Raw genomic sequence first — 530 nt, 5'->3', positions numbered from 1 at the left:
GCGGCTGACGAGAAGACCATCATGATCGATGCGACTTACCTGAAAGCCCATCGCACGGCTTCAAGCCTGCGGGTAAAAAAGGGGGGCGCGGCAGGCTGATCGGGCGCACGAAGGGCGGGATGAACACGAAGCTTCATGCCGTTGCCGATGCACAGGGCCGTCCGATCCGCATGTTTGTCACGGCAGGTCCTGTCAGCGATTACACCGGGGCTGCCGCCATGCTGGGTAGCCTGCCGAAGGCGGAGTGGATGCTGGCCGACCGGGGCTATGATGCCGACTGGTTCAGAGATACGTTGAAAGACAAGGGGATAAAGGCATGCATCCCCGGCAGGAAGGCCAGGAAGAAAGCCATCAGGCACGACAAACGCCGCTACAAGCGCCGCAACCGTATCGAGATCATGTTCGGCAGGCTCAAGGATTGGCGGCGGGTTGCGACCCGATACGACAGGTGCCCCATCGTCTTCCTCTCGGCCATCGCGCTCGCCGCAACCGTCCTCTTCTGGCTCTAAAGTTAATGAGTCTGGAGCCTA

1 pseudogene is annotated in these 530 nt (G+C 60.6%); it reads left to right on the top strand.

What is annotated here, in order from left to right:
• A pseudogene (locus ABNX41_RS21970) lies at positions 1 to 509 on the top strand (IS5 family transposase); the annotation flags it as partial.
• Between the last annotated feature and the right edge of the window lie 21 nt (positions 510 to 530).

Source organism: Pseudogemmobacter sonorensis (assembly GCF_042762395.1).
In the GTDB taxonomy this organism is placed as follows: Bacteria; Pseudomonadota; Alphaproteobacteria; order Rhodobacterales; family Rhodobacteraceae; genus Pseudogemmobacter; species Pseudogemmobacter sonorensis.
This window is presented reverse-complemented; position numbering and strand designations above follow the sequence as displayed.